The sequence below is a fragment of the Marinobacter litoralis genome (assembly GCF_016427555.1).
Lineage (GTDB): Bacteria > Pseudomonadota > Gammaproteobacteria > Pseudomonadales > Oleiphilaceae > Marinobacter > Marinobacter litoralis_A.
Genome location: NZ_JAELVS010000001.1, coordinates 183,037 through 208,446, shown reverse-complemented (window position 1 = coordinate 208,446; position 25,410 = coordinate 183,037). Strand labels below are relative to the sequence as shown.

General features: G+C 55.3%; 22 protein-coding genes. 14 read left to right on the top strand and 8 right to left on the bottom strand.

Annotation, left to right across the window (positions count from 1 at the left end; genetic code table 11):
* Positions 1-124 precede the first annotated feature (124 nt).
* From JAO79_RS00975 to JAO79_RS00930, 10 genes are all read left to right on the top strand, one after another.
* Positions 125-1,192 (top strand): C4-dicarboxylate TRAP transporter substrate-binding protein, encoded by a 1,068-nt coding sequence (locus tag JAO79_RS00975; protein WP_199005304.1) that lies wholly within the window; start codon positions 125-127, stop codon positions 1,190-1,192.
* Between the two features lie 45 nt (positions 1,193-1,237).
* A complete protein-coding gene (locus JAO79_RS00970; protein ID WP_199005303.1) occupies positions 1,238-2,311 on the top strand; it encodes a C4-dicarboxylate TRAP transporter substrate-binding protein in 1,074 nt (357 codons plus the stop codon).
* Positions 2,299-2,880 (top strand): TRAP transporter small permease, encoded by a 582-nt coding sequence (locus JAO79_RS00965; protein ID WP_227664279.1) that lies wholly within the window; start codon positions 2,299-2,301, stop codon positions 2,878-2,880. The genes JAO79_RS00970 and JAO79_RS00965 overlap by 13 nt, the downstream gene beginning before the upstream one ends.
* A gap of 5 nt (positions 2,881-2,885) precedes the next feature.
* A complete protein-coding gene (locus JAO79_RS00960; protein ID WP_199005301.1) occupies positions 2,886-4,232 on the top strand; it encodes a TRAP transporter large permease in 1,347 nt (448 codons plus the stop codon).
* A gap of 61 nt (positions 4,233-4,293) precedes the next feature.
* Positions 4,294-5,880, top strand: a complete 1,587-nt coding sequence (locus tag JAO79_RS00955) for a class I adenylate-forming enzyme family protein (protein ID WP_199005300.1) — start codon at positions 4,294-4,296, stop codon at positions 5,878-5,880.
* A 195-nt stretch (positions 5,881-6,075) separates the two neighbouring features.
* A complete protein-coding gene (locus tag JAO79_RS00950) occupies positions 6,076-7,239 on the top strand; it encodes an acyl-CoA dehydrogenase family protein (protein WP_199005299.1) in 1,164 nt (387 codons plus the stop codon).
* 65 nt (positions 7,240-7,304) lie between these two features.
* Positions 7,305-8,378: an acyl-CoA dehydrogenase gene (locus tag JAO79_RS00945; RefSeq protein WP_199005298.1), complete on the top strand. Its 1,074-nt coding sequence runs from the start codon at positions 7,305-7,307 to the stop codon at positions 8,376-8,378.
* Between the two features lie 72 nt (positions 8,379-8,450).
* Positions 8,451-9,233 (top strand): enoyl-CoA hydratase/isomerase family protein, encoded by a 783-nt coding sequence (locus JAO79_RS00940; RefSeq protein ID WP_199005297.1) that lies wholly within the window; start codon positions 8,451-8,453, stop codon positions 9,231-9,233.
* A gap of 42 nt (positions 9,234-9,275) precedes the next feature.
* Positions 9,276-10,460, top strand: a complete 1,185-nt coding sequence (locus tag JAO79_RS00935; RefSeq protein WP_199005296.1) for an acetyl-CoA C-acyltransferase — start codon at positions 9,276-9,278, stop codon at positions 10,458-10,460.
* A gap of 72 nt (positions 10,461-10,532) precedes the next feature.
* A complete protein-coding gene (locus JAO79_RS00930; RefSeq protein WP_199005295.1) occupies positions 10,533-11,699 on the top strand; it encodes an acyl-CoA dehydrogenase family protein in 1,167 nt (388 codons plus the stop codon).
* A 93-nt stretch (positions 11,700-11,792) separates the two neighbouring features.
* On the opposite strand, the gene JAO79_RS00925 is transcribed toward JAO79_RS00930, so the two are convergent.
* The 5 genes from JAO79_RS00925 to JAO79_RS00905 form a co-directional block, all read right to left on the bottom strand.
* Positions 11,793-12,761: an NAD(P)H-dependent flavin oxidoreductase gene (locus JAO79_RS00925; RefSeq protein WP_199005294.1), complete on the bottom strand. Its 969-nt coding sequence runs from the start codon at positions 12,759-12,761 to the stop codon at positions 11,793-11,795.
* 135 nt (positions 12,762-12,896) lie between these two features.
* Positions 12,897-14,171: a hypothetical protein gene (locus JAO79_RS00920; protein WP_199005293.1), complete on the bottom strand. Its 1,275-nt coding sequence runs from the start codon at positions 14,169-14,171 to the stop codon at positions 12,897-12,899.
* A 146-nt stretch (positions 14,172-14,317) separates the two neighbouring features.
* Positions 14,318-15,451, bottom strand: coding sequence for an acyl-CoA dehydrogenase family protein (locus JAO79_RS16480; protein WP_199005292.1), 1,134 nt, complete (start codon positions 15,449-15,451; stop codon positions 14,318-14,320).
* Between the two features lie 33 nt (positions 15,452-15,484).
* Positions 15,485-16,663, bottom strand: coding sequence for an acyl-CoA dehydrogenase family protein (locus JAO79_RS00910; protein WP_199005291.1), 1,179 nt, complete (start codon positions 16,661-16,663; stop codon positions 15,485-15,487).
* A 55-nt stretch (positions 16,664-16,718) separates the two neighbouring features.
* Positions 16,719-17,408 carry a nitroreductase gene (locus tag JAO79_RS00905; protein ID WP_199005290.1) on the bottom strand — a complete coding sequence of 230 codons (690 nt, stop codon included), beginning with the start codon at positions 17,406-17,408 and terminating at the stop codon, positions 16,719-16,721.
* 423 nt (positions 17,409-17,831) lie between these two features.
* Between JAO79_RS00905 and JAO79_RS00900 the strand changes: the two genes are divergently transcribed.
* The 3 genes from JAO79_RS00900 (at position 17,832) to JAO79_RS00890 (ending at position 21,607) form a co-directional block, all read left to right on the top strand.
* Positions 17,832-19,490, top strand: coding sequence for a long-chain fatty acid--CoA ligase (locus JAO79_RS00900; protein ID WP_199005289.1), 1,659 nt, complete (start codon positions 17,832-17,834; stop codon positions 19,488-19,490).
* A 131-nt stretch (positions 19,491-19,621) separates the two neighbouring features.
* Positions 19,622-20,605: an MBL fold metallo-hydrolase gene (locus tag JAO79_RS00895; RefSeq protein WP_199005288.1), complete on the top strand. Its 984-nt coding sequence runs from the start codon at positions 19,622-19,624 to the stop codon at positions 20,603-20,605.
* A gap of 66 nt (positions 20,606-20,671) precedes the next feature.
* On the top strand, positions 20,672-21,607 hold the full coding sequence (locus JAO79_RS00890; protein ID WP_199005287.1) for a ketopantoate reductase family protein: 936 nt from the start codon (positions 20,672-20,674) through the stop codon (positions 21,605-21,607).
* 32 nt (positions 21,608-21,639) lie between these two features.
* Here the strand turns inward: JAO79_RS00890 and JAO79_RS00885 are convergent, their stop codons facing one another.
* The gene (locus tag JAO79_RS00885; RefSeq protein WP_199005286.1) at positions 21,640-22,782 is read right to left on the bottom strand and encodes an acyl-CoA dehydrogenase family protein; all 1,143 of its coding nucleotides are present in this window, start codon (positions 22,780-22,782) and stop codon (positions 21,640-21,642) included.
* Between the two features lie 10 nt (positions 22,783-22,792).
* The gene (locus JAO79_RS00880) at positions 22,793-23,989 is read right to left on the bottom strand and encodes an acyl-CoA dehydrogenase family protein (protein WP_199005285.1); all 1,197 of its coding nucleotides are present in this window, start codon (positions 23,987-23,989) and stop codon (positions 22,793-22,795) included.
* Positions 23,990-24,251: 262 nt separating this feature from the next.
* On the opposite strand from JAO79_RS00880, the gene JAO79_RS00875 reads away from it, so the two are divergent.
* Positions 24,252-25,070 carry an IclR family transcriptional regulator gene (locus tag JAO79_RS00875; protein WP_199005284.1) on the top strand — a complete coding sequence of 273 codons (819 nt, stop codon included), beginning with the start codon at positions 24,252-24,254 and terminating at the stop codon, positions 25,068-25,070.
* Positions 25,071-25,133: 63 nt separating this feature from the next.
* On the opposite strand, the gene JAO79_RS00870 is transcribed toward JAO79_RS00875, so the two are convergent.
* Positions 25,134-25,313: a hypothetical protein gene (locus JAO79_RS00870; RefSeq protein WP_199005283.1), complete on the bottom strand. Its 180-nt coding sequence runs from the start codon at positions 25,311-25,313 to the stop codon at positions 25,134-25,136.
* Between the last annotated feature and the right edge of the window lie 97 nt (positions 25,314-25,410).

The following is a 25,410-nucleotide window of genomic DNA, read 5'->3' as shown; positions in this document are numbered from 1 at the left end:
GTGGGTTGGAGAATGGAAAAGGATAGCGCTCCTGGCTGAGACCTATGGTCTGCGACGTTACATCCTTGATTCTGACAATTCAGGTGGCAATAAAAACAGTAAGCAACCTCATGAGGTCACGACAGTGAAACATCCTTTCAAGTTTTTCAGTATCGCAGTAGTTCTTCTCTTTGCCGTGGCGAGCCAGGCGTCGGCCCAGCTGGTCTTGCGTTACGCGGAGGGCAGTCCCAACCGTGGAACCCGAGCCGAGGCGCTGGAGTACTTCGCTGATGAGGTAAAGCGGCTTTCCAATGGTGAGATGGTTGTTGAGATTCATTGGGCCGGAGCCCTGCTGAAGTTCAGTGCCATCATGGACGGCGTTGTGTCCGGCACGGTTGATATGGGAACTGTGCTGTCTGCCTACAACCCGCGCAAGCTCAGCAGTCTCAGTATTGGGGATATTCCCATGGCCACATCTGACCCCTGGGTGGGTATGCGAGCCATGTATGAGCTGGAGACAACAGAAGATCAGTTGAAGGCGTCGTTGGCCAAGGAAGGGATGGTGTATGTGAGCAACTACACGTCCACGGGTGTTCAGTTCGAGTGCACCGAAGGCAATGAAATTCGGACGGTTGACGACATCAAAGGTAAGCGTATGCGTGCCTCCGCTGTCTACGGCAACGTTTTGAACGACCTGGGTGCCAGTATGGTCAACATGACCTACGGCGATGTTTACCAGGCACTGGATACCGGGCTGGTAGATTGCCTGGGCAGTTATTTCTATACCATGCGCGCCTACAAGACCTATGAGGTGATCAGTACAGTTACCCGCGCTGACTGGGGTCAGTTGATGGGGTTTGCGATCACCATGAACCAGTATACCTGGGAGGACATGACGCCAGAACAGCAGGAAGTTATCCGCCAGGCGGGTTCAAGCATGGTTGATCGCTTCGCACAGTTGCAGATTGAGGATATTGAAGTGGTGGCCAATAGCCTGGAGTCCGGAGACTGGGGGCGCACCATCCCGGTTACTGAAATGAGCCAGACAGAGCGCCAGAAAATCCTGGATGCGACCACCAAATATCGCGATATCTGGATCAAGGAAGCCACAGAGCGCGGGCTGGATGGTCAGAGAATCTGGGATCGCTACATGGCACTGGTGGAAAAATACGAGCAAGAGCGCGACCAGAAGGGATATCCCTGGAACCGCTGATTGGGGCAGATGGCTAATCATCATAGACACCAGAGGACAATAATAATGAAACTTGCCAAGGCTATGAAGACAGTTGTTTTTTCGCTAATGCTCGGATTGATCTGCGCAGGGCAGGCGGTGGCAGAGACCACCTTCCGCTACGCCGAGGGCACGCCCAACCGGGGGACTCGGGCAGAGGCCTTGCAGTTCTTTGCAGAAGAGGTCAAACGTGAGTCCGGTGGTGAGATGGCGCTCGACATCCATTGGGGAGGGGCGCTGTTGAAGTACAGCGCCATTATGGATGGCGTATCTGCAGGTGCCGCGGACCTTGGCACGGTTCTGGCGCCTTACCAGCCGCAAAAACTGCAAGCTCTGGCCATTGGTGATTTACCTCTGGCCAACTCCGACCCCTGGGTTGGCCTGCATGCTATGTACGACCTGATGACTGGCAATGAGCAAATGAAACAGGCGCTTGCAGAGCATGACCTAGTATACCTGGGCAACTTTACCACCACCAGCGTCCAGTTCGAGTGTACCGAAGGTAACGAAATCCGCACCATCGAAGATTTGAAAGGCAAACGGATGAGGGCCTCAGTTACCTATGCCAAGGTCCTGGATGACCTCGGTGCCAACATGGTCAATATGACCTATTCGGATATTTATCAGGCGCTGGATACCGGCTTGGCGGACTGTAATGCGGGTTACTTTTACGCCATGCGTGCCTTCAAAACCCCGGAAGTGACCCATTCGGTTACCCGGGTCGACTGGGGGCAGATCATGGGGTTTGCGATTGTGATCAATCGCTACCTCTGGGACGACCTGACACCAGAACAGCAGCAGGTTTTTCGTAGCGCCGGAAAAAGCATGACCGATTACTACGCGCGCCTGTTACTGCAAGAGATTGATGAAGTTGCGACGGCTTTGCCCACAGGCAAAATGGGGAACAAGGTTAAGGTGATCCAGATGGCGGAGGCGGATCGCCAGCAACTCTTCAGTGCCACTGAAAAGTATGTTCGCGAGTGGATCGATCAGGTAAGCCAGTCGGGCCTAGATGGTCAGGGCATTTGGGATCAATACACCGCCTTACTGGAGAAGTATGAGGCAGAGCGAGATGAGAGAGGTTACCCATGGGACCGATAGAAAGTTATCACGGGCGCAGTATGGGCATGTCCTACTCAAAGGGGCTGCAGAACGCCCGAGGGTTTTTAGCGGGCTGCGAAAACATCCTGCTGTATATAGCCGTATTCTGCATTCTTGTGCTAGGCGCCATCATTTTGGCCAGTGTGGTCTTGCGGGAGCTTGGCTACTCAGGCGTATCCGATGAGGTGGTTATCGTCGGGGAGTTGATGATCGGTGCACTAGTACTGCCATTGGCCTATGTGGCGGCCGACCGGGGGTTTATCGCGGTGGAAGTGTTTACCAACCGCTTTGGCCCCCGGGTTCAGGTAGCGCTGAATATTCTGAGTGCCGTGGTTGGTATCTGTGCAGTGGCACCCATTGCCTACGCCGCGTACATATCGATGGTCGACGCCTTGGAAAGTGGTTCCTACTTCTTTGGGTTACTGGAATTGCCGAAGTGGCCAGGACGTATCGCGTTTTTCATTGGCTACGGCATCTTTTTCATCAGACTCATTGATTTGGCAATTTTTGAAACATTGGTGCTGTGTGGGGTGATTCGCCCAGCCAGCGCTGAGCAGGCGGAGGAGTAAGCGCGATGGAACCTTCAGTAATCGGGATGTATGGGTTCAGTGCTGCACTGGTTTTGTTGGCTATGCGAGTGCCCATCGGGTACGTACTGGTCAGTGTTGCCTCTGTGTGCTCACTGGTGGCTTACGCCTGGCGTCCAGGTGGAGATTTCACCTTTATGCGCGGGCTGAGGCCGGCACTGGGATTGATTGAGTCCAACGCTTACGACTTTATCCACTCCTACCCGCTGAGCATGATTCCGCTGTTCATTGCCGCCGGGCACATTGCCTACCATTCGCGAATTACCACGGATATCTACGAGGCCATGCGAGTCTGGCTGGCGAAGCTGCCAGGCGGCCTGGCAATTGCCTCTTTGTTCGGTTGTGGCGGCTTTGCAGCCATCACCGGTTCGAGTCTTGCGTGCGCCTCGTCCATGGGCCGGATCTGCGTCCCGGAGATGCTGCGTTTCGGCTATAGCAAGCAGCTTGCGACCTCCACTGTCGCCATGGGCGGCACCCTCGGCGCACTGATCCCGCCAAGCGTGCTGTTTATTATTTATGGCATGTTTACCGAGCAGTCGGTTAACAAGCTGTTCCTTGCCGGTATCTTGCCGGGTCTGCTCAGCCTGGCTGGCTTCATCCTGGTTGTGGTTGTGTGGTCGGTGATGAGGCCGTCAGCGGCACCCGTGGCGGCAGACCTGAACTTTACCGGTAAAGATCGTATTAACGCCGCCATCAAGGCTTGGCCTGCGCTGATGCTGATGACCATCATCATTGGCGGCATCTATGGTGGACTGTTTACTGCAACGGAAGCGGCTGCGATTAGCCTGGCGTTTGCCCTGGGCTTCGGGGTTCTTTCCCGGCGCCTGACCTGGAGCGACTTCATGTCTTCCATGCGTGAGACGGCTTTTCAGTCGGCGGGTCTGTTCTTTATCGCAGTGGGTGCCAAGATTTTTGTTTCCTTTGTGTCACTGACCGGCGTTACCGGTGTGCTGGTGGAAGCCGTGGCTGCGGCGGGTTTCGAAAATTGGATGGTGTTGCTGTGCATCGTGCTGTTGTATGTCGGCCTGGGCATGTTCCTCGACCCACTAGGCACCATGTTGCTGACTCTGCCGTTCGTGATTCCGCTGGTGGAAAATATGGGCCTCGACCTGATCTGGTTCGGTGTCATTGTTATTAAGTTGCTGGAAGTTGGCTTGGTAACGCCGCCGGTAGGCTTGAACGTGTTTGTTATCAAGAGTGTGATCTCGCGAGAGATCCCGGTGCATACAATTTTCTTCGGTGTCATGAAATTCATGGTTGTTGATCTGATTGTGGTGGGCTTGTTGTTGGCCTTCCCGATTATTTCGCTGCTACTGCCAATGACCATGTCTTAGTGATTGAAAACAATCGCCACTGAATATTGCAAATCTATAAGTAAAAAGCAGGGTTATTTATATGTTGGCCAAGGCAAATACGCGAAACGATGAACCGTCCATGAGTTTTGGTGAGATTCTGGGGGATACGGCCTCCCGTTGGCCGGATTCGCCCTCAATCACCGATGACGGGCGTACCTTTACCTGGGGCGAAACCGCTGACCGATGCCGGCGCTTTGCCAATGCCCTGGCGCAGCGGGGTATTAGGGCAGGTGACCGGGTCGCGTACCTTGGTTTCAACTCACACTGGCTTTTTGAAATGTTCTTCGCGCCGTCCCTGATAGGGGCAATTTTGGTGCCGATCAACTTCCGCCTCTCTCACCGGGAGATGAAAGAGTGCCTGGAAGATTCGGAACCAAGAGTGCTCGTGGCGGATGCTGCGCATCTGCCGCAGGCGCAGGCCTTGGCGGCTGAGTGCCCTTGGATAGAAGTCGTGGTCAATGCCAGTAATCTGCCAACGCCGGCAGGCTTGCTTGGTTACGAAACCCTGGTTACTGAAACCTCTTCGGAGCCTATGGGCGAGCCGAGCAGTGGGGATGACACCCTGGTGCTGTTTTTCACTGGAGGCACCACCGGGCGCTCCAAGGGCGTCATGCTGACCCACGCCAGTTTACTGGCCAATACCCGCGGCACCATCCCGCTGTACGAGCTGGTAGAGCAAGAGTGCTACCTGCTGGTTGCCCCCATGTTCCATACCGCGGCTGGTTCCCGGGTATACACCGCCTCGACACTGGGAACCCATACGGTGCTGCTGCCGAAGTTTGATGTTGAAGAGGTGATGGCGACCATTCATCGATACAAAGTCAACGGCATGCAACTGGTGCCGACAATGTTTCAGATGATTCTGGACCATCCGAAGCTTGAAGAGTTTGACCTGTCTTCTCTGAAAATGGTGGGCTACGGCGCAGCTCCCATGCCGGTGGCTCTGCTGCAGCGTGCCATCGAAAAGCTCCCGGGCGTTCGTTTTTGCCAGGCCTATGGCATGACCGAGGCGTCGCCGGTGATAACCACGCTTGGCCCCGATGATCACGTGCTTTCGGGTGAGCGCGACACCAAGTTGCATACAGTAGGGCGGCCCACCCCCTACGTGGACATAAAAATAGTGGATGCTCTGGGGCGCAGCCTGCCCCAGGGTGAAACCGGTGAAATAGTCGCACGCGGTCCCAATATCATGAAGGGCTATTGGCAGGCACCAGAGCAAACCCGGGCGGTCTTGCGCGATGGTTGGTACCACACAGGTGACAGCGGGTATTTTGATGCTGATGGTTATCTGGTGCTGGCGGGGCGGATAAAAGACATGATTGTCAGTGGTGGCGAAAACGTTTACCCGATCGAGGTCGAGAACGTGTTGTCACATCACCCTGCGGTTGCTGAATGCGCGGTAATTGGGGTGCCGCATAAAACCTGGGGAGAGTCGGTTCATGCTGTGGTTCGCCTTCGTGACGGCAGTGATCTGGTGACCGAGGAAGAGCTCATCCAATATTGCCGCGATCGAATTGCACATTATAAGTGTCCCACGGGTATTACAGTTCGAGAAGAGCCCATGCCCATGTCTGGTGTTAACAAGATATTGAAAACTGAATTAAGAAAGGAGTATGAGAGTAAGTAGGCATAGTTTGGCTTTCATATGTATTTAATGTATCTGTGATATATAGTAAATGTATTTGTCGTGAGATTGTTGTTTGCTATTGTGAACGTTGTTGAATGTTATTTTGGGCTTTCAGGTTTGGGTTTTCTTGAGAAAGGAAACCCTTTTTTATTTCAACAACCGATTTTCCAATGGTTGGATTGAGGGCGGATCGCTATGCAGAACATCAACTTTAATTTTCCTGCGCCGGTTGTCGATTCGAGTGTTGAAGCGCTACGGCTGGAAGTACGCGGTTTTCTCGCAGATGAGCGGCGCAAAGGCACTTTCCAGCCAGGGCCTGATTGCTGGTGCGCGGGCATAGATACAGAGTTTACCCGCAAGCTGGGGCAAAAAGGCTGGATTGGAGTCACCTGGCCCAAAGAATACGGTGGTCGGGAATTGACCGCTTTGCATCGCTATGTCATCACCGAAGAGTTGCTGGTGGCCGGCGCACCGGTGCATGCGCACTGGATTGCCGATCGCCAGAGTGGTCCGCTGATCCTGCAGTCCGGCACCCAGGCGATGAAGGAAGGCATTCTGCCGCGTATCGCCGCCGGCACTTGTTACTTTGCCCTCGGGCTCAGTGAGCCAGGCGCGGGGTCCGATCTGGCGGCGGTCAAAACCCGGGCGGTACCCACCGAAGGTGGCTGGCGCATTACCGGGACCAAGCTGTGGTCCTCGGGGGCCCAGGTCTGTGAGTACATGACGGTACTGGCAAGAACCAGCAAAGTCGATGAGAAGCACCGCCATGCGGGATTGACCCAGTTTCTGGTCAGGCTCGACGCGCCAGGCGTCACAGTTCGTGGCATTCGGGACATGAGCGGTGTCGAACACTTTAATGAAACCAATTTTGACAATGTTTTTGTACCAGAGGATGCCGTTTTGGGTGCCGTTGGTGATGGCTGGAAGCAGATCACCGGCGAGTTGGCGATGGAACGCTCCGGCCCTGAGCGGTTTCTGAGTACCTTTGTGGCGTTGGAGCGGGCCTTCTCCCGAATGGCTGCAGCGCGGGAAAACACCCACCAACAAGCGGTCCTGGGTCGTTTGGCAGCACGCATCCGAGCGTTACGCAGTATGTCTCTGGGGGTTGCAACCCTGCTGCAGAACGGCGAGTCGCCGGATGTGGAAGCGGCAATCGTGAAGGACATTGGTACCCGGTTTGAGCAGGAAATCATCGAAAAGCTACGGGAGTTCTGGCCGATCATGATGGCGCAAGGCCAAGGTGATGAACTGCAGCATCTATTATCGGAGAGTCTGTTGCGGCAACCGTCGTTTACACTTCGTGGCGGTACCAATGAAATCCTGAAAGGCATCATTGCGCGAGGCCTCGGGCTGCGCTGAGGCGGCCCAGGAGAGCAGGAATCAGGCCGTGAATAAGTACCAGCTGATAATGAGAGAGGCATCCGATGGAGCAGTCTGATCAGTTAATTATTGATACCGCACAACGCATTTTTGCAGACCACTGCAGCGCCGATGTGGTGAATAGCGCCGAAAACGGCCACTACCCCGAGACGCTATGGCAGGCTCTCAAGGAAGCCGGGCTGTTGTTGGTCTGGGTGCCCGAAGAGTCTGGCGGTGTCGGCGGTTCTATGGGATTGGGGTTGTCACTGATACGCCAGTCCGCACGCTACGCGTTACCTGTGCCACTGGCTGAAGCTCTGGTGGCAAACTGGTTATTGGCCCAGGCAGGCCTGGCAAATGCTGACCAAACCAGGGGGTTTGCTCTGGCGCTGGAAACGCTGCCCCGTCTCGAAAACGGGCAATTGCACGGCGTGGTAGAGGGTGTTGCCTTTGCCGCCCAGGTATCACAGCTGGTGGTGCCGTGCATGCAGGCAGGGCAACTGACCATGGCGTTGGTCGCCGTCGATGCATGCGAGCTTAGCCTGCAGCAGAGTCTGGCGGGAGAACCCCGTCATATCGTCAATCTGAACGGTGTTCAGCCACTCACTTCTGCAGCTGTAGACAGCGGATTCTCAATTGAATTGGCGCGCGGTGTGGCCGCTCTGGTGCGGGCCCATCAAATCGCTGGTGCGATGGAGCGTATTGTGACACTGACCATCAACTACGTGCAGGAGCGGAATCAGTTTGGCCGAGCATTGTCACGGTTTCAGGCGATACAGCACAGTGTGGCGGACATTGCCGGTGAGAGTGCGCTGGCCAATGCGGCGGTTGAGCAAGCTGCCCGCACTGTGTCCCAGCCTCACTGTGCATTGAACGATGCGTTAATGGCCATAGCTACGGCCAAGTCTGTCGCTGGTGAAGCGGCCGGTAAAGTCACCCAGCTGGCGCATCAGGCCCACGGCGCTATGGGCTTTAGTCATGAATACACGTTGCAGCAATACAGCCGCCGGGTTTGGTGCTGGCGTGAGGAGTTTGGCTCAGAATTCTATTGGAATCAGTGGTTGGGGCAGCAGATTGCGGAACAGGTTGGAGCCTCCGACGGTGGTAGCGCCTGGGCGAGTATTGCGCGTGCGTTTTGATGAACTGCAGCCGTGCAACCCGACAGGGTGTTCAGGGCTTGTGAGCAGACAGTGATTTAATGGAGATCAATAATGACAACCTATAAAGACATTGGTGTCGAGTGGCATGGCCATGTTGCGGTGGTTGAGATACAGCGGCCTCCCCTTAACTTTTTTGACAATGCACTGATCCAGCAGATCGCTGATTGTTTTGAGGCCCTTGAACAGGATGACCGCTGCCGTGCCATAGTGCTGGCCGCGCAAGGCAAGGCCTTTTGTGCCGGAGCAGATTTTTCATCCTCAGGTAAGGCGCTGTTTGACCCAGACTCGCCGGAGAGCGCCATCAGGCTATACCAGAATGCCATACGCCTGTTCGACTGCAAAAAACCCATTGTTGGTGCTATTCACGGGGCTGCGGTAGGCGGTGGCCTTGGTCTTGCCCTGGTTCCGGATTTTCGTGTTGTCGCACCAGAAGCGCGTTTTGCGGCTAATTTTGTCCGGCTGGGAATTCACCCGGGGTTTGGCATCAGCTCTGTGCTGCCGCGAATTATCGGAGCACAGAAAGCCAATCTGATGCTATTGACCGGTCGGCGAATTAATGGAGAGCAGGCATACGAATGGGGTCTGGCTGACCAGTTGTCGAGTGCAAACTCTGTGCGGGACGACGCGATTGCCTTGGCAACAGAAATTGCTGAATGCGCCCCCCTGGCTGTGGAGTCGACTCGAGCAACCGCAAGGGTGGGTCTGATTGACGAACTCAGGGAGCGGGTAAAGCATGAGTTTTCCGAGCAGGTTTGGCTGGCAAAAACCAAAGATCATCAAGAGGGTGCGCGCGCGGTTAGTGAGCGCCGTTTGGGTGAATTTAAGCGGGCTTAGCCGAATTCAAGGCTATCAAGACTACAGTAAGAGGATTTAACAATGGCAGACGCAGTGATCGTTTCAACAGCCCGTACCGGCTTGGCCAAATCCTATCGTGGCTCCCTCAACAACACACACAGTGTTGATATGGCAGCTCACGTTATCAAACATGCTGTGCAGCGAGCTGGCATTGAGCCTGGCGTGGTTGAAGATGTCATCCTGGGCGCTGCGTACCACGAGGGGGCACAGGGCAAAAACATGGCCCGGCTGGCGGCTATTCGAGCCGGTTTGCCGGTGACAACGGCGGGTATGTCCATCAACCGCTTCTGCAGTTCTGGTCTGCAATCCATCGCTCTTGCCTCCCAGCGTATTATCTCTGAAAAAGTGCCGGCCATGGTGGCGGGTGGTGTTGAGTCAATCAGCCTGGTCATCAACGATAAACTTAACCAGCATCGCGCAACCAACGAATGGTTGATGAAAAACAAGCCGGATCTTTACATGGCGATGATCGAAACCGCCGATCTGGTGGCTCAGCGCTACGGTGTCAGCCGGGAATCACAGGATGAGTATTCTTTAATTAGCCAGCAGCGTGCTGCAGCCGCCCAGCAAAATGGCCTGTTTGATGACGAAATCGTGCCGATGGAAACCACCATGCTGGTGAAAGACAAGGCCACGGGAGAGGTGAGTGAAAAGCAGGTCACGGTCGACCGTGATGAGTGCAACCGCCCCAATACCACAGCCGAAGGTTTGGCGGGGCTGGAGCCTGTACGTGGCCCAGACCAGTTTATTACTGCGGGTAATGCCAGTCAGTTGTCTGATGGCGCATCCGTGTGTGTGATTATGGACAGTCAGTATGCCGAAAAGAACAACGTTGAGCCGATAGGCATCTTCCGTGGATTTGCTGTAGCCGGCTGCGAGCCGGATGAAATGGGTATTGGCCCGGTATTCGCGATTCCGCGGTTGCTGGAGCGCAATGGCCTGACCATGGACGATATTGATTTGTGGGAGCTCAACGAAGCCTTTGCCTCCCAGGTGGTGTACTGCCGCGACCGGCTGGGCATTCCCATGGAAAAACTCAACGTGAACGGTGGCGCGATTGCTATTGGACACCCATTCGGTGTTTCCGGCTCACGCCTCACTGGGCATGCGCTCATCGAGGGTAAGCGTCGTGGTGCCAAGCTGGTGGTGGTCACCATGTGTATTGGTGGCGGGCAGGGTGCGGCTGGCCTGTTTGAGGTGGTGTAGCCGTTTTCTTCAGGATTGCTAGCCGTGTTGCCAGGCTAGGTGGTTACAACACCAGAATCGGAGAAAGCTGTAATGGACTTTTCATTAACTGAAGAACAACAGGCCATTCAGGAGAGTGTCCGCAAAATTGTCGATTCCTTTGGCGACGATTTCTGGCTGGAGCGGGACAGAACCGGAGACTTTCCCGAAGACTTTTATCAGGCCATGGCAAGCAATGGCTGGCTGGGAGTCGCCATGCCCGAAGCATACGGGGGCGCAAACCTTGGCGTAACCGAAGCCGCGATCATGATGATGGAGGTTGCCAATTCCGGTGGCGGTATGACGGCCGCCTCGGCATTGCATATCAACATCTTTGGCCCGCACCCGATTGTGGTGTTTGGCTCCGAGGAGCAAAAGCAGCGCTGGCTGCCCCCCTTGATAGAGGGGAAAGAGAAAACCTGCTTCGGCATTACCGAGCCGGATGCGGGGTTGGACACCGGTAGTATTACCACCCGGGCAGAATTGGTGGGTGACCACTACATTGTTCATGGGAAAAAAGTCTGGACGTCGACGGCCCAGCATGCCGACAAGATCATGCTGCTGGCACGCACCACTCCCAGAGAGCAGTGCAAACGGTCAACGGATGGCTTGTCGCTGTTCTACACCGACCTCAATCGCGAGTATGTCGACGTCGTCGAGATTGAGAAGATGGGGCGCAAGGCGGTTGATTCCAATGAGACCTTTATTGATGGCCTGCCGGTGCCGAAAGCAGATCTGATCGGAGAAGAAGGCAAAGGCTTCCGCTACCTGTTGCACAGTCTCAATCCCGAGCGGATTCTCATTGCGGCCGAGGCCATTGGGATTGGTCGCAATGCCCTGGATCGGGCGGTGAAATATGCGCGGGACCGAGTGGTGTTTGGGCGGGCCATTGGCCAGAACCAGTCCATCCAACACCCGCTGGCGGTTAACTGGATGGAGCTGGAAGCCGCCTTTTATACCTGCATGAATGCCGCGGCCCGTTACGACAAAGGGTTGGACTGCGGTGCGCAGGCCAACTCCGCCAAATACCTGGCGGCTGAAGCGGCCTTTAAAACCTGCACCCAGGCGGTGATGACCCATGGCGGCATGGGCTACGCCAGGGAGTTTCACGTTGAACGACTGATGCGTGAAGTGATGATTCCCAGAATTGCGCCGGTGAGCCCACAGCTGATTCTCTGCTATATCGCCGAGCAGGTTCTGGGGTTGCCGAAATCCTACTGACCGGAGCTGGGCGCCGATCTCGATTAATAAGAATGATAGCAGGAACCAGCATCAGCAGCGCTGATCCCGGTTCCGTGTTGCATCAAACCAGCTTTAGCAAACCTTGCACAGTTTGTGGCGGGCTTCGGCGTATTCCTCCTGCAGTTGTCCCACCACATCTGCCGTGTAGGCAACGGCGGTAATATTTCCCACGCCTTGCCCGGCACCCCAAACGTCGCGCCAGGCTTTGCCCTTGGCACTTCCCTTGGAGCCAATCTTCATTTTGCTCTTATCGGATTCAACCAGATTGTCCGGATCCAGGCCCACGTTCTCAATACTGCCGCGCAGGTAGTTGCCATGAACGCCAGTGAATAGGTTTGAATAAACTATATCGGATGCGCTGGAATCAACGACCATCTGTTTGTACGCCTCATCGGCGTTGGCTTCGTGAGTCGCAATAAAGCGTGTGCCCATATAGGCCAGGTCTGCCCCCATAACTTCAGCGCTGAGAACATGATTGCCCTGGGTGATCGAGCCCCCGAGAATAATCGTGCCATCATAAAATTGCCGAATCTCAGACAGCAATGCAAAGGGGTTAATCGTTCCAGCATGCCCCCCGGCCCCGGCGGTCACCAGAATCAGGCCATCAACGCCTACGCTAAGGGCTTTTTTTGCGTGTTTTACGTTGGTGACGTCGTGGAAGACCAGGCCGCCGTAACTGTGTGCCGCCTTTACTACCTCAGTAGGAGAGTGAAGGCTGGTGATGATGATTGGCACTTTATGCTTTACGCAAACCGCCATGTCCTGCTCAAGGCGGTCGTTGGAAGGGTGAACTATCTGATTCACAGCAAAGGGGGCAACCTTGGCGCCGGGGTTCTGCTCTCTGTAGGCAGCAAGCTCCTGCTTGATCGTTGTCAGCCACTCGTCAAGCTTTTCGGCTGGCCGGGCATTCAAGGCAGGAAAGGCGCCAACAATACCGGCCTTACACTGTTCAACCACCAGTTTCGGATTGGAAATAATAAATAAAGGGGATCCTATAACCGGCAGGGTAGTATTGTCTTTAATTATCTCGGGTAGGCTCATCTGCTTTCCTCTCCTGTTGTGTTTTTTATACGCAACTTACAATCTACCAAATAATAAGTAGCTGGCTATTATCGTTATTGTCTATGTCGTAGGCTTTTTAGGTATGGGCGATTTTAAGGTGTTGTCCTGGCTTGATTACAAGAAAATCAGGAGTGCTGCGTAGAGCGCAAATAGTACTGTCAGGTTGAATACGCCGTTCCAGACAATGCCGAAAACCGCGGGTGAGACACTGGAGAAGCTTGCAATAAAACGCAGTGCAGCAGTGAAGGGAGATAAACCGGCAAACACCGCCCAAGTCAGAGAGATAACGATTATCTGGACTGTTGGGGGGATGGACATATCTGGGAGTTGCTGCAGTACGCCCAGAAATAGAGTGACGGTAATAATTGGATTGATGGCGAGTAAGGATGATATGAGTATGGTCATCGATACTAGGATCATCAGCCAGGCATTTCCAATGTTGGCCTGTTCAAGCCAGTGGTTTATCCATTGGGGATCGATTAACGGAATCAGGATAACGCCAATAAAACCGGAGGACGCAAAGAGCGCGACTTCATTTCGCTGGTTGGTGAAGGTTATCGGAAAGGACCGGCAGACGCGCCTTACAACCAGGGCGCCGGTCAGGTGGGCATTTGAGCGTTTGTATTGAAATGCAATCCAGGTAATGCCGATGAACGGCACGCACATCAACAGGGCTGAAAACATTTGCAGCCCTGTAAGCATCGAGACGACGATTGCAGATGAGGGGATTAGGGCGACCAGAAGGACCAAAGGGAGCAAATAAAGAAGCCGGTGATTGGCTCCCGGCGATATCGCGCGCTGAGGGTAGGAGATCCGGTCAAGTACGGCGCCCCACAGAATAAAGACAGCGGCCAAAAGCAGCCCAAAAGGAGCGTAGTGCTCCCACTGCAGGCTCGGGATAGCGGATAACACCAGCAGCATGGTAACGGACGTTGGCGACCATAGCGGAATGCCGCTAAAGCCTCTTAACACTGCGGTCAGCATGCGACGACTGCGGATGCCAGCTATGCGCCGCTGTTCCTCTGTATCACCATAATGGATGGCGCGCTTGACCATGGTTCCGAGGACGTTCAACGCGCCTACATTCAGCATGACACTGAACAAGTGGGATCCGAACGCCATGAGCAGGTAGCGCCGACCGGGGGGCTGATTGACCATAATGGCACCGCACCTGCGCACCAGCGGCGAGCTGCCGGCTGCTTCACGCAACACGGCGAGGGACGTCAGAAAGAATGTGAAAAAGGCGCTTCGATCTATTGCTGCCGCCAACTCGGGCCAGGTGACTTTATGGTTGAGCCAGAGCGTAATGGCTAAACCGATAGCGAGCAGCACGAAAAACTGGAACGTGCGGTAAATGTGCCGCCACTGCAGCGCCACAAACAACAACATGGAAATTCCCGCGAGTGGGGTGGCCCAGGGTGAAGCACCGAACTCGCGAACCGCGGCACTCAGGCAAACGGCCACCAGGCACAAAGCTGAGAGGTTAAGAGGCCATAGAGTGCCGCCCTGTTTCTCTATGGTGGCCGTGGTTGTACTCACTTGGTTAAGGATATTTGAGCAAGCCGCTGTTGGTGATGGTCTGCATCACCGAACAGGGTGTTGATCACCATCAGGCGTTTAACGTAATGACCAACGTCCAGCTCATCTGTGACGCCCATGCCGCCATGCAACTGGATGGCTTCGCTGCCGATCATTCGCCCATTGCGGCCAATCATGAGTTTTAATGCATGCAGGCTGCGATCGGCATCGCTGGTCTCCACCGAGCAAACCGCTCTGTACAGCAGCGAGCGTGTTTGTTCACAGGCCATGAACATATCGACCATGCGGTGTTGCAGAACCTGGAAGGATGAAATGGGAGCACCAAACTGCTTGCGGGCTTTGGTGTACTCCTGGGTTGCTTCTGAGAGTTTATTCATAATCCCCAGTGCCTCCGCAGACAGGGCAAGCACAGCGCTGTTTACGACCTTTTCGATCAGCTCGTAGCCCTTGCCTTCCTCGCCCAGCAGTTGGCTGGCTGCCACGGTCAGGTTGTCGAGCAGGATGTTGGCAACCAGCTGACCATCCATAAGCCGGTAAGAATTCGTGTAAACTCCGGCAGCGTTGGCATCGATAACAAACAAACTGATACCGGAGGTGTCGAACTGCCCACCGCTGGTCCGTGCGACTACAATCAACTGATCTGCACCGGCTCCGTTCATCACCAGTGTCTTTTCACCGCTCAGCACATAGTTTTCACCCTTGCGGGAGGCCGTTGTTTTTACATCGGAAAGGCTGTAACGGCTCTGGCGTTCCTGATAGGCGAAAGCGCCCTGTAGTTGGCCGGCAATCAGCGGCTCCAGATAACTCTTTTTCAGTGATTCCGGTGCACCAAGGTCGATCAATCTGCCGAATAGCATAACCGTAGCAAGATAAGGTGCGGCTACCAGACCTTTGCCCAGTTCCTCCATTAGCACCATGGTGTCCGCCGCGCTTCCGCCGAACCCCCCGCCTGCTTCTGAAATGGGTACAGACAGCCAGCCCAGCTCCGCAAAGGTTGCCCAGGTGGCGGGGTTAAAACCGTTCGCCCGTGCGACATCCTGCTGGCGGACTTCAAACGGATACTGCTGGGCAATAAAGCGAGCGCTACTGGCTTGCAGCATGGCCTGTTCTTCAGAAAGATTAAAGTGCACGGCTATGACTCCTGAGCGTTAAACCAGTTTCGATCACAGGCCAAGCACATGCTTGGCAGTAATGTTTTTCTGAATTTCATTGGAGCCCCCATAAATAGTGGCGGCACGGCCATACATATAGTCCTTACGTGCCTGGTCCCCAAACTCATGGCCGATATCGCCAGACGTGAGGCTGCCTTCTATGATGCCGCCGTAGGGGCCGGCCAGATCGATTGCCAGTTCGTGGATGGCCTGTTGCACCTGAGTGCCTTTGATTTTCAGCAAGGACGACTCGGCACCCGGCCCCTGTCCATTGGCTTGAGCAGCAAGCACGCGCAGCTCTGTGTATTCCAGGGCCATCAGTTCCGCTTCAATCTCGCTAAAGCGGGATCGGAACACCGGATCCTGTGCCATCACATGATTGCCTTGTGTTTCCTTGAGCGCGTGCTGTCGGATTTGCTCAAGGCGACGCTTGGAATCGGCAACCCTGGCAATCACTGTTCGTTCATGGGCCAGTAGCGACTTGGCGTAGGTCCAGCCTTTGTTCTCGTCACCGATACGGTTTTCTATCGGCACCCGAACGTTGTCGAAAAACACCTCGTTCAGTGAGTGGACACCGTTAAGGGTGGGGATGGGGCGAACCGTGATGCCCGGGCTGGTCATATTGATCAGTAAAAAAGATATGCCCTGTTGCGGGCGGCCTGCGTTGCTGGTGCGCACCAGGCAGAAGATCCAGTCAGCGTGATGTGCGCCGGTGGTCCAGGTTTTGGAGCCGTTTACAATGTAGTGGTCACCGTCTCGCTCAGCACGGGTTTTCAGGGACGCGAGGTCGGAACCGGCACCAGGCTCGGAATAGCCTTGGCACCACCAGTCATCGGACGCGAGAATGCGTGGCAGAAACCTGTGCTTTTGCTGCTCAGTGCCGAAGGTGTAGATTACCGGTCCAACCATTTTCAGGCCGAAGGGCAAGACATCCGGCGCACCTGCGGCTACCCGTTCGGTTTCAAAAATATACACCTGAGTGGGGGTCCAGCCGGCGCCGCCAAACTCAACTGGCCACGTGGGGGCAATCCAGCCCTGGGCGTACAGGTGTTTCTGCCAGCGAATGGTGCCTTCTTTGAAGGTGTCCGGCTGCGCTATGAGTGCGGTGACTTCCGACACCGGGGCCTGCTTGAAAAAGTTCCGTACCTGATCTCGAAACGCCAGTTCTTCCGCAGAAAACGAGATGTCCATTGTTTAGCCCCCTGGTTGCATGACTGCAGGTTAAATAAACGTGGAGAGCAGACTGTCAGTGATCTTTGAAAGTGACGGCGTCACTGACAGGAACCCGGCTGGTGCGCGTGTTGTTGGCCGGGACTTCGGGGTCCTCATAGCCGAAACAAATACCGAACAAGATGCCCATGTTTTCATCAAGGTCGAAGGCGTCGCGAACCAAGTCAGGGTGTGAGCGCAGGCTGCCCATGGCACAGGAGCTCACGCCATGGGCGGTCATGGACAGCATCAGGGTTTGCGCGTAAATGCCAACGTCCACAGCGATGGTGGCGCCAAAGCTGCGATCCATGCATAAAAAAGCCACGTGTGGCGCGTCAAAAAACTCGAAGTTGCGCAGGGCAGCACGATTACGGCCAACCGTGTCGTCCCGGGCAATCGCCATTTCGCCATACAGGGCAGCGGCACATTCAACCTGGCGGCCACGGTAAACACCTTCAAACCTGGAGACGTAGCTGAAGTCTGGCTTCGACGGTGTGCCTGATTTGGCACGCTCAACAAACTTGTCGCGCAGGGCAGTGCGCAAATTGCCCGAGGCGACAACCACATGCCAGGGTTGGGTGTTGCAGTTCGATGGCGCCATTTGAGCCTGCTCGAAGATGGCGTTCATTATTTCTGCCGGCACTGCCTTCGGCAGAAAGCCGCGCACAGAGCGTCTGTGGTTGATTGCATCCGCCAGAGACATGGGTGGCGTATTTGGTTTGTTCATTTGAAGCTCCGAAAAAGACCGAAGATGTGGTGCCGGTGCGCGCTGTCGAAACTCAGCTGGTGCTTATCAGTTTTTATGTTGTGGTGAAGACCATAGCAAGTTGGGGGCATGGTGAGAAAAGCATAATTTGGATAGAGGCTATATGTATATTGTATATCTCTGCTCGAAATATTTTTTCCGACGGCTGTAACCCATTGAAATAAATGGCACTGGCATTTCTGGCTCTATTTTTGGTCAGCACCCCGATCGGAGCAAGCGGTTGCTGCCGTGTTTTTCCGGTTGCTCCGCTAACAACTTATATGGCAGGTTTTAAAGGCCTTGATGAGAATCCCGATAAGGATTCGTGCAGTGCCGCTTTACGATAGGTGCGATCGAAAGTGACCGAAATGCTGGTTTTGCTGCTGACGGAAGGAATACAGAATAATGAACAACAAGATGTATTGGCCCCAAGGTCTTCCACGGACACTTGATGTGCCGAAAACGAGCCTTTTCAGCAACCTGGAAGTATCTGCAAGCCGTTACCCAGATAAGCCCGCGGTGGTGTTTTACGATTCCGTGCTCAGTTATGCCGAGCTGTTAAGGCAGGCCGAAACCCTGGCCGGCTATCTGCAGACAGAGTGTAATGTTCAGCCGGGTGACCGGGTGGTGCTTTACTCACAAAACTGCCCCCAGTTTATGATTGCGTACTACGGCATTTTGCGTGCTCAGGGAGTGGTGGTTCCGGTCAACCCGATGAACCTGGCGGGAGAGCTGGAGTTTTGCATTTCCGACAGTGGCGCCAGGACAGTTCTGGCAGCCCAGGAGCTTTGCCACAACGCCCTGCCAGCACTGGAGTCAGGCAGTTTGGACCGGGTCATTGTGCACACCTATTCGGACTACTTAAGCAGCGAGAAAGCGGCGCAACTTCCTGGCAGCCTGGGTGAACCCAGAAACCTGCCTGACCATCTTAATGTTGTGGGCTGGGCGCACGCGCTCAGCTCAGGCAGCCCGCCTTCGCGTTATACCGGCACTCATAAGGATATCTGTCTGATTGGCTATACGTCGGGAACAACCGGCAATCCAAAAGGCTGTGTTCATACCCACAATACAATCATGGCTGCCGTTGCCGGGACCTCGGCATGGCGCGGCAACGGGCCCGCGTCTACCGTGCTGGCGATAGCCCCCATGTTTCATGCCTTGGGCATGCAGGCATCGATGAATACGCCCATTTTCTGCGGTTCGACGGCGGTTGTCATGCAGCGCTGGGATCGGCAGATGGCGTTGGAGCTCATAGAGCGATACAGGGTGACCACCTGGTCTGGGACGCCTTCCATGTTTGTCGATTTCTTCTCCAACCCCGCCATCGCTGACCATGATATCTCAAGCCTCCATCGTTTGATGGGCGGGGGGGCTGCGATGCCGGAGGCCATATCGCGCAAGCTCAACGAGGAGTTTGGGCTGACTTACAACGAAGCCTACGGGCTCACCGAAACCGCGGCCTTCATTCTCGGGAATCCGGTAGAGCGGGGAAAGCGGCAGTGCCTGGGGATAGCGACGTTCAATGTGGACGCTCGGGTCGTCGACCCGGCCACCCTGGAAGACTTGCCTCAAGGGGAAACGGGCGAGATCCTGCTTCATGGCCCGCAGGTGATGCTCGAGTATTGGCGCAATCCTGAGGCCACCGCAGCTGCCTTTATCCACCGGGACGGCAAGCGCTATTTCCGCACCGGCGATTTGGGATACATGGATGAAGAAGGCTACTTTTTCATGGTGGACCGGCTCAAACGCATGATTAACGCCTCCGGGTTCAAGGTCTGGCCGGCAGAAGTCGAAAGCATCCTGTACGGCCACCCAGATATTCACGAGGCGTGCGTTATTGCGATAGGAGACGATAAACGCGGTGAGGCTGCCAAGGCCATGATCGTATTAAAGCCGGAGGCCAGCGCGGCGCTCACAGAAGGCGATGTGATTCGCTGGTGCCGGGAAAACATGGCGACCTACAAGGTGCCCACACAGGTTGAGTTCCTGGAGGCATTGCCCAAGTCAGGGACCGGGAAAATACTCTGGCGCAAGCTCCAGGAACAGGAGCGTGCAAAACACTGACACTTGGGCGTAACCAGCCCGTCGTCTCATTACAAAGTATCGTCATCGAGGATCCGGAATTGAACCTTAACGCTGCAAAAAGACTGGTATATCCACTTACACGCCCGCCCGGCTTTGGAGAGTTACAGGAAGTGGCCCCCAATGTGCTGTGGAGCCGTTTGCCCCTGCCGGGCGGCTTGGATCACATCAACGTCTGGCTGTTGCGAAACGATGACGGGTATGCGGTGATTGATACCGGCATGTACACCCCTGAAGCGGTGACTACCTGGCAGCAGCTGATGGCTGATCTGCCTGGCAATGCCCCGGTCCGTGCCGTGTATGCCACCCATTTTCATCCGGATCATGTGGGCATGGCGGGTTGGCTGATGAGCCAAGGCGCAGAGCAGTTCTGGATGACCCGGTTGGAGTATATGACCTGCCGCATCGTGTTTAGTCAGAACAACGATGACGGTGTGCCGCCTGAGTTTGATGCCTTCAATCGCAGCGCTGGCTGGCCGCAGGGCGCGATCGAAAATTACACCAGGCAGTATGGTTCCTACCGGAAGCGGGTTTCTCAGCCGCCATTTTCCTATCGCCGGTTGGTAGAAGGGCAAACCCACTCGCTAGGCGGTAGCGACTGGCGGGTGGTTGTGGGCAATGGCCACTCTCCCGAACATGCGTGCTTCTACTCAGAAGAATTGAAACTGCTGGTTTCCGGTGACCAGGTGTTGCCCCGGATTTCGTCCAATGTGTCGGTAACGCCGATGGATCCTTTTGCCAATCCCATGGCCGATTGGCTTGATTCACTGAAAAAGCTGAGAGCGGAGATACCCGACGATGTCATGGTTTTGCCTGCGCATCAGGAGTGCTTTTTCGGGCTGCACGCGCGCATAGACGAGCTTGTTAAGGAACAGGAAAGAGTGCTTGGGGTACTGCTGGAGTCGCTGCAGGGCTCGCCGAAACGTGCCTTGGATGTCTTCGACGTGCTGTTCTCAAGGCCGATACCCCAGGATAACCTGCTGATTTTCAACCTTGCGACCGGAGAGGCCATCGCCTGCCTGAACTATCTCTATGAGCTTGGTGAAATCACCTGGTCGGTCGATTCTGAGGGGGGGCGCTGGTATCAGGCAAGATGAATTTCCTCCGGGTATCTCAGGCCTTATGTCCCCCCCAAGCCCACATACTAAAAGAGTGAAGCAAACATGAGTCAGAAACCGAGCATCCTCATTGTCGGTGCCGGAGCGATTGGCAGCTTCTACGGAGCCATACTCAAAAAAGCCGGGTGCTCGGTGAGCCTGGTGCTGCGTTCCGATTATGAGGCCGTCCGAGCCCATGGCGTTCGCATTACCAGCCCCTTTGGAGACCTGTCGTTCAAGCCGGATCGGGTCTACCGGGACGGCGACTTGCCTGGTGCAGCGCCTGATTTTCTGATTCTCTGCGTAAAAGTGCTTCCCGGTGTGGATCGGGTTGCCATGATCGCACCCTGGATGGGCGAGAAAACCTGCCTGGTGCTGATTGAAAACGGCTTGGATATTGAGCGGGAATTGGCGGAAGCCTATCCGAGGCATCCCCTCATCAGCTGCTTGGCGTTTGCGGCCGTAAGCCGTGTGGCGCCGGGTGTTGTTGAGCATACCGCGTTCGGCAGGCTGGTGATGGGCCTTTACCTACAAGGCATTGATGAACACTGTGAGCTGTTGTCTCAGCAGTTCGAAGAGGGCGGCATCAATGTGGATCTGACCGAGCGGGTTGTCGGTGAACGCTGGCGAAAATGCCTCTGGAACACCTCGTTCAACCCCCTGTCGGTCATTGCCAATGGAGCGGACACCCGCACCATTATGGAAACCGAGGGTGGTGAGGAGCTGATGCGGGCCATAATCCGGGAGGTGATGGAGGTGGCGGCGGCGGATGGTTACCCCATGGACGCGGCGCTGATCGACAAGAACATTGAGAGCACGCGCAAGATGCCTGCTTACAAAAACAGCATGGCTCTGGATTACCTGAACAACCGGCCTATTGAGCGGGAAGCGGTTTTGGGGAATGTGGTGGCCATCGCCCGGCACCATGGCGTGCCGGTCCCCCACCTGAATATGATGCTGGTGACGCTTAAAATGCGCGCAGCGCTGGCGGGGCAGGATTAACAACACCGGCGCTGGGCACATTGGTCCTGAGGTCAGCTCGCCTGTAATAGCGAGGCGTAACGCTCCAGGTGGAAGTCGGCGTCTCCCAGCTGGTGGTTAATCATGATCAGACGCTTGGCGTAGTGGGCAAAATTGTATTCCCAGGTCATTCCTATGCCACCGTGGGATTGGATACCCTGTTCGGAAATGAACTGACCGCTGCGGCCAATAACATTTTTGGCCGCCGCCAGCACCCGGCGGCGTTCGTCGCTCTGCTCCTGGTCAGCCACGCTGGCGGCCAGAATGGCCATGGAGCGGGCCTGTTCCAGTGCTGACATCATATCCACCATGCGGTGCTGCAGCACCTGGAATTTCCCGATGGGTACACCAAACTGCTTGCGCTGCTTGAGATAGTCCAGGGTCAGCTCATTCGCCACCTCCATAACGCCCACGGCCTCAGCACAGAGTGCCGCTATGGCGCGGCCTGACTGATACTCAATGACCCCAGCAGCCTGGCCTTCTTCGCCCACCAAGGCCTCGGCACTCACCTGAACCTTGTTCAACACCAGATCGCAACCCTTAAAACCGTCAATAGTCGGGTAAATGCGCCGTTCGATGCCGGCGCTGTCGGCCTTGAGGGCGAACAGGCTGATGCCCTTGGCATCGCGGGCATCACCGGAGGTGCGGGCGGACACCAGAAGGACATCGGCACAGTGGCCGCCAATGACCACGGCTTTACGGCCATTGAGCAGGTAACCACCGTCAGTTTTATCGGCACGGGTTTCCACATCGGTCAGATTGTAAAAACTTTGAGGTTCCTGAAGCGCCACCGCGGCTTGCAGTTCACCGCTGGCAATGCCGCCCAGCCAGGCTTCCTTCTGGCTCACGTTACCCGCCTGACTGATAAGCCCGCCCCCGAGAATGACGGACTGCAGGTAGGGTTCCAGGCACAAACCCCGGCCCAGTTCGGTCATAACAGACTGAACTTCTACACCACCACCGTTGAAACCGCCCAGGTCTTCAGAGAAGGGCGCAGCGGTCAGCCCCAGCTCGCCGAGCTGTTTCCAGAAGTGCAGGCTGAACCCTGCCTCGGATTCACTGAACTCCAGGCGCTTTTCAGAGCTGTATTCACCGCGCACCAGGCGGGCCACGGTGTCCTGCAGCATTCGCTGCTCTTCGTTAAGTCGGAAATCCATGGTCGCCTCCTTAAAGCCCAAGAATCATTTTTGAAACAATGTTTTTCTGGATCTCGTTGGATCCACCAAAGATCGAGAGCTTGCGGTTGTTGAAATAGTGCGCCGACAAGGGTGCCGCATTTTCGTCAGACAGGAATTCGCCTTGGTAATCGAGATCCAGCTCCTCCTCCACAAACGGGATGGCGTAGGGGCCTATGGCCCGGCGGGCCAGGTCGTTGATGGCCTGACGAATTTCCGTGCCCTTAACCTTCAGCATCGAACTTTCTGCGCCCGGCATGCCGCCGCCTTCCACCGAAGCGACAATGCGCAAATTGCTGATGGCCGCGGCCGTCAGATCAATTTCGGCTTCCGCGATGCGCTGGCTGAACACGGTATCTTCAATCAACGGGCGACCGTTTTTGATGCGACGGGACGCCAGTGCTTTGAGATGTGCCAGTGCGGCTTTGGACAGGCCGATACCGGCCAGACCGGTGCGCTCGTAGGTGAGCAGGTACTTGGCGTAAGTCCAGCCTTTGTCTTCCTCGCCCACCAGGTTTTCCACCGGCACCTTTACGTCTTCAAAAAAGACTTCGTTGACCTCGTGTTCGCCGTCCAGGGTGATGATGGGGCGTACGCTGATGCCAGGCGTATTCATATCGATCAGCAAAAAGGAGATGCCTTCCTGAGCTTTCACCTGGGTGTTGGTGCGCACCAGGCAAAAGATCATGTTGGCGTATTGCCCCAGAGTGGTCCAGGTCTTCTGGCCATTCACTATGTAATGATCGCCCTGGCGCACCGCACGGGTTTTCAGTGACGCCAGATCGGAGCCGGCCCCCGGTTCGGAGTAACCCTGGCACCACCAGTCCTCACCGCTGAGAATGCGGGGCAGATAGGTTTGCTTCTGCTCTTCACTGCCAAAGCGGATGATGACCGGCGCCACCATGTTCACGCCGAAGGGGATAGAGCGGGGAACACCGTGCCGGGAGGACTCTTCATCCCAGATGTGCTTCTGCACTGGCGACCAGTCTACACCGCCATATTCCTTTGGCCAGTGGGTGGCGTACCAGCCCTGGGCACTAAGGATTTTTTGCCAACGCTGATGGTCTTCTTTCGACAGGTGGCGGAAGCCTTTAACTTTGGCCGCTATGTCGGCCGGAAGCTGTTCATCCAGAAAGGCCCGCACTTCGTCACGGAAGGCACGTTCCTCGGCAGTGTAGTTCATGTTCATAGAGTGGCCTCGTTGTGTTGCAATCTATGGATTCAGTTGCACACCGTTATGCCGATCTGGCCGGGCCAGTGGCTAAACGAGAGTTTCTGCTTGAGTAATCAACTGCGATCCTGTAGTTTCGCTAGGCGAAATGCAGTTTTGAAATTGGCTCCCGCAGAGTAGTCCGGGCTTGGCTGAAAAGCAAACAGAGCAGGCGGGTTTAGTGATCAGCTCAGGTAAGTAGGCGTAGCTGCTGGAGAACAAGAGGTTAGAGAGGGCAAGTATGTCAGAGATAACATCTTCCACGCCGGAGCTTGCAGCAGCTCCGAGCGGCGGTCAGCCAGTCAAGGATCGGAAATTTGTGGAAGCGCTCTCGCGAGGACTGGATGTGCTACGGGCTTTCAGCCAGGGCTCGGTGATTTTGGGCAACCAGCAGATTGCCGAATTGACCGGGCTTCCCAAACCGACCGTATCCAGAATGACCTACACCCTCACCAAGCTTGGCTACCTTAGTTTTAACGCCCAGCTGGGCAAATACCAGCTAAGCACCGGGGTCCTGGCGTTGGGATATGCCTATGTCTCCAGCCTGAAGGTGCGCCAACTCGCCCTGCCCTATATGGATGAGTTTGCCCGGCGCACGAACATGTCCATCGGCCTGACGTGCCGGGATCGATTGCACATGATTTACGTGGAGAATCGCCTGCCACCGGAAGCACCGCTGCTGCGCATGGACACGGGCATCAAATTGCCCATGGCCACGACGTCAGCAGGGCGAGCCTATTACTGTGCCATCACCGAAAAAGGGCGCAAGGTGATTGACGATGCCATGGCTTTGAAATACGGGCCTGAGGTGTGGCCGGAAAAACAGGAAGGGCTGTTAAAAGCAATGGAAAGTTACAAGCAGAATGGTTTCTGTCTTTCAATAGGTGATTGGGATCGCAATATAAATTCGGCAGGGGTACCGATTCACTTAAGCGATGGCACTGTTATGGCCTTGACCTGTGCTGGCCCTTCTTATCTTGTTTCTGAGGACCAGCTACTTGGGTCTACGGCGCATCAGTTGGCGATGCTGGCACGCGACATTGAGTCGCTTGGCGTTTAAGGTGGAACTAACGCCGTTGAGCCTGGCGACAGGAATTATTCGCGCAGGAGAAGTTGTTAGTTGTTAATGGCTGGGTGTCAGTTTGCCGGCTGCAGCATGAAATACAGAGCGGAGCGTTGTGTTGATTTTTGCAGTCAGTGCCGAAGTTTTTTCTGCCATGTACTCACTGCGCTCTTTTTTTGCCAGCTCAATAGCCTGGTTGATTTCGGCAATGCTTGGAACATTTGAGGTATGAATGTTCATATAGGATGGTCTCCTTGGCTTTCGCCATATAAGTGCTTTAGTGGATATGCTACTTAAGTCTGCATGCTGGGAAAAGCGATTGATTTTAATGGGACTG

Coding starts and splice junctions, on each gene's coding strand:
- JAO79_RS00970 (WP_199005303.1), top strand. CDS start 1,238: ATGAAACTTGCCAAGGCTATGAAGACAGTTGTTTTTTCGCTAATGCTC.
- JAO79_RS00965 (WP_227664279.1), top strand. CDS start 2,299: ATGGGACCGATAGAAAGTTATCACGGGCGCAGTATGGGCATGTCCTAC.
- JAO79_RS00960 (WP_199005301.1), top strand. CDS start 2,886: ATGGAACCTTCAGTAATCGGGATGTATGGGTTCAGTGCTGCACTGGTT.
- JAO79_RS00955 (WP_199005300.1), top strand. CDS start 4,294: ATGTTGGCCAAGGCAAATACGCGAAACGATGAACCGTCCATGAGTTTT.
- JAO79_RS00950 (WP_199005299.1), top strand. CDS start 6,076: ATGCAGAACATCAACTTTAATTTTCCTGCGCCGGTTGTCGATTCGAGT.
- JAO79_RS00945 (WP_199005298.1), top strand. CDS start 7,305: ATGGAGCAGTCTGATCAGTTAATTATTGATACCGCACAACGCATTTTT.
- JAO79_RS00940 (WP_199005297.1), top strand. CDS start 8,451: ATGACAACCTATAAAGACATTGGTGTCGAGTGGCATGGCCATGTTGCG.
- JAO79_RS00935 (WP_199005296.1), top strand. CDS start 9,276: ATGGCAGACGCAGTGATCGTTTCAACAGCCCGTACCGGCTTGGCCAAA.
- JAO79_RS00930 (WP_199005295.1), top strand. CDS start 10,533: ATGGACTTTTCATTAACTGAAGAACAACAGGCCATTCAGGAGAGTGTC.
- JAO79_RS00925 (WP_199005294.1), bottom strand. CDS start 12,761: ATGAGCCTACCCGAGATAATTAAAGACAATACTACCCTGCCGGTTATA.
- JAO79_RS00920 (WP_199005293.1), bottom strand. CDS start 14,171: ATGTTGTTGTTTGTGGCGCTGCAGTGGCGGCACATTTACCGCACGTTC.
- JAO79_RS00910 (WP_199005291.1), bottom strand. CDS start 16,663: ATGGACATCTCGTTTTCTGCGGAAGAACTGGCGTTTCGAGATCAGGTA.
- JAO79_RS00905 (WP_199005290.1), bottom strand. CDS start 17,408: ATGAACAAACCAAATACGCCACCCATGTCTCTGGCGGATGCAATCAAC.
- JAO79_RS00900 (WP_199005289.1), top strand. CDS start 17,832: ATGAACAACAAGATGTATTGGCCCCAAGGTCTTCCACGGACACTTGAT.
- JAO79_RS00890 (WP_199005287.1), top strand. CDS start 20,672: ATGAGTCAGAAACCGAGCATCCTCATTGTCGGTGCCGGAGCGATTGGC.
- JAO79_RS00885 (WP_199005286.1), bottom strand. CDS start 22,782: ATGGATTTCCGACTTAACGAAGAGCAGCGAATGCTGCAGGACACCGTG.
- JAO79_RS00880 (WP_199005285.1), bottom strand. CDS start 23,989: ATGAACATGAACTACACTGCCGAGGAACGTGCCTTCCGTGACGAAGTG.
- JAO79_RS00875 (WP_199005284.1), top strand. CDS start 24,252: ATGTCAGAGATAACATCTTCCACGCCGGAGCTTGCAGCAGCTCCGAGC.
- JAO79_RS00870 (WP_199005283.1), bottom strand. CDS start 25,313: ATGAACATTCATACCTCAAATGTTCCAAGCATTGCCGAAATCAACCAG.